Below are 2,145 nucleotides of genomic sequence, written 5' to 3'. Positions count from 1 at the left end.
GTTATTTAGCATGCCCTACAACTGCCGCTGCCGGAAAATACATCGCAGAATTTTTACCGGTGAAGCATAGTCAGACGACATAAAAACTGTAATTAATTTCTTGCGACATTTTTCGAAGTCCCTGAGGAGGCCGACCGGATGCAACGCGTATACCTCTGCCTCTTGCTGCTCTTCGCCCTTGCGGCGGCAGGCCCCGCGTCCGCGATGAAGCTCATCACCACCTATGCCGAAGACCCGCTCGTCGGCGGCAAGAAGGTCGAGACCGACAAGATCAACCTGGTCCCTGGCTGGGGCCGGATCGCTGGCGAACTGCCCGGTCAGATGAGCCTCAACGATCTACAGACCTGGGTGGATTGGGCGCAGCAAATGAAGGGGGAGCCGACGCTGGACATCATTCACAAGGTGAATGACAAGGTGAACAAGACCTTCAAGTACCAAATCGACGCCGTGACCTGGGGCGAGACCGACTATTGGGAAACCCCCGAAGAAGCGGTGTCGGTCATGACGATCGACTGCGAAGGATACTCGATCTTCAAGCTCTTCTTGCTGATGGCGGCGGGGGCGGACATAGAGAATCCCGGCCTAACGGTCGGGCAGATCGTCTCCACCAAGGAGTTTCACGCGATTCTGCTGATCACGGCCGAGAACCAGATCTACGTGCTCGACAACCGCTCCAACGTGGTCAAGAACACCATCACCTTCTCCGACTTCAAACCGAAGTACTCGGTGGATCTCTCCAACGTCTGGGTCTATCGCTAACGGCCCCTCCCCGCGCAGGGTCCGCGCAGAAAGCGTCTCAGCCTCGCGGACACCTGGTCAGCTCCTTCAACCGGCGCCAGATGCGCCAGTCCTTCCAGGATCTCAAGTTCACTGTCGGGAAGCTCCGCGGCCAGGCTCTTCGCCATTTCCGGGGTGGAGCCGCTGTCGAGCGCGCCGGTCATCACCAGGGCAGGACAGGTGATCTTCTCCGCACTGTCCGCCAGTTCCCGGTCCGCCGCCGCAAAGACCCGATAGGCCGTCAGAAAGCCCTTTGTGTCGTTCTTCTCCAGCCGCTCCTTGAAAAGCTGCACGACCTCAGGGTGCGCCGCCCTGAATTCCGCCGTGAGCCAGCGGTTGAGGGCGGGTTCGATGATGGACCGGGGCCCCTCCTTCTCCGCCTGGGCAAGCCGCGCCTCCACGGCCGCGCGCGCCTCTTCGGAGCGGCGATGCACCGCGCTCATCAGGCACAGCCCGGCCAGACGCTCCGGGGAGCGCGCGGCGTAGGCCTGCGCGATCAGCGCGCCCATCGAGAAGCCGACGAGGGCAAAACGCCCGAGCCGCAGGTACTGGGCAAGGTCCGCGAGCTGAGCCACGTAATCCTTCAGCCGCAGCGCGCTCAAGGGCTTGCTGCTGCCGCCATGCCCCCAAAGGTCGTAGCGCACCAGCGTGAAGTCCTCGCGCAGCATCGGGACCATGGCATCCCACTGCGTGAGATCGAGCCCGACGCCATGCACCAAGACCAGCGCCGGCCCCTCGCCTTCGATATCGAACATCGTCCCTGCCTGGACCTGATCGCGAAGCTGCCCGTAGCGCCGCGGAGGCCGATAGCCGGGCGCCGGCCAAGGCAAATCCGTTGCGCTCATGAAAAGGCCGGCATGACCTGGTCGATGAAGCGGCGCAGCGATGCCTTCTTCCGTTCGAACGGCATGAGGCTATCGATCCAGAGGGCGTATTGGTCGTAGCCAAGAGCCTCGTAGTGCTTCAGCCGCGCGGTCACCTCCTCCGGCGTGCCAACCACGTTCTGACGGCGCATCTTGTCCGGGGAGAACATCTCCATGCCCGCCATCTCCTCTTCGGCCAGCGCCAGGATCGATCCCTGCGTCACCGGCCGCTCATTCTTGAACCAGGCGCCGAAATAACAGTAGTAGCGGCTGAGGTCCTGAGCGGCCTGACGCAGATCGGCTTCGTCCTCCCCGATATAGGTGTGGCGCAACACCATGATCTTGGGCCGGGGCCTCTCAGGGTGTTCGGCGCAGGCCGTCTCGAAGCGCTCCATCAGGCTCTCGACCTCCTCGTCGCCTTGCCAGAGCGGCGTCACCTGCACGTTGCAGCCGTTGGCGACCGCAAAGCTGTGCGAGTTCGGATCGCGCGCGGCGATCCAAAGCG

At 62.6% G+C, this 2,145-nt stretch carries 3 protein-coding genes; 1 reads left to right on the top strand and 2 read right to left on the bottom strand.

The window, feature by feature from the left end; genetic code table 11:
- The first annotated feature begins 138 nt into the window (after window positions 1–138).
- Window positions 139–759 (top strand): transglutaminase-like cysteine peptidase, encoded by a 621-nt coding sequence (locus P8X75_09225; protein MEJ1995377.1) that lies wholly within the window; start codon window positions 139–141, stop codon window positions 757–759.
- Here the strand turns inward: P8X75_09225 and P8X75_09220 are convergent.
- Both P8X75_09220 and P8X75_09215 read right to left on the bottom strand, forming a co-directional pair.
- The gene (locus P8X75_09220) at window positions 756–1,532 is read right to left on the bottom strand and encodes an alpha/beta fold hydrolase (protein ID MEJ1995376.1); all 777 of its coding nucleotides are present in this window, start codon (window positions 1,530–1,532) and stop codon (window positions 756–758) included. The genes P8X75_09225 and P8X75_09220 overlap by 4 nt on opposite strands.
- Window positions 1,533–1,618: 86 nt before the next feature.
- The coding region (locus P8X75_09215) for an LLM class flavin-dependent oxidoreductase (protein MEJ1995375.1) at window positions 1,619–2,145 on the bottom strand (527 nt) is incomplete at its 5' end.

Source organism: Limibacillus sp. (assembly GCA_037379885.1).
Classification (GTDB): Bacteria; Pseudomonadota; Alphaproteobacteria; order Kiloniellales; family CECT-8803; genus JARRJC01.
Note: the sequence above shows the minus strand (reverse complement) of the source record. Positions and strands in the feature narration are given on the sequence as shown.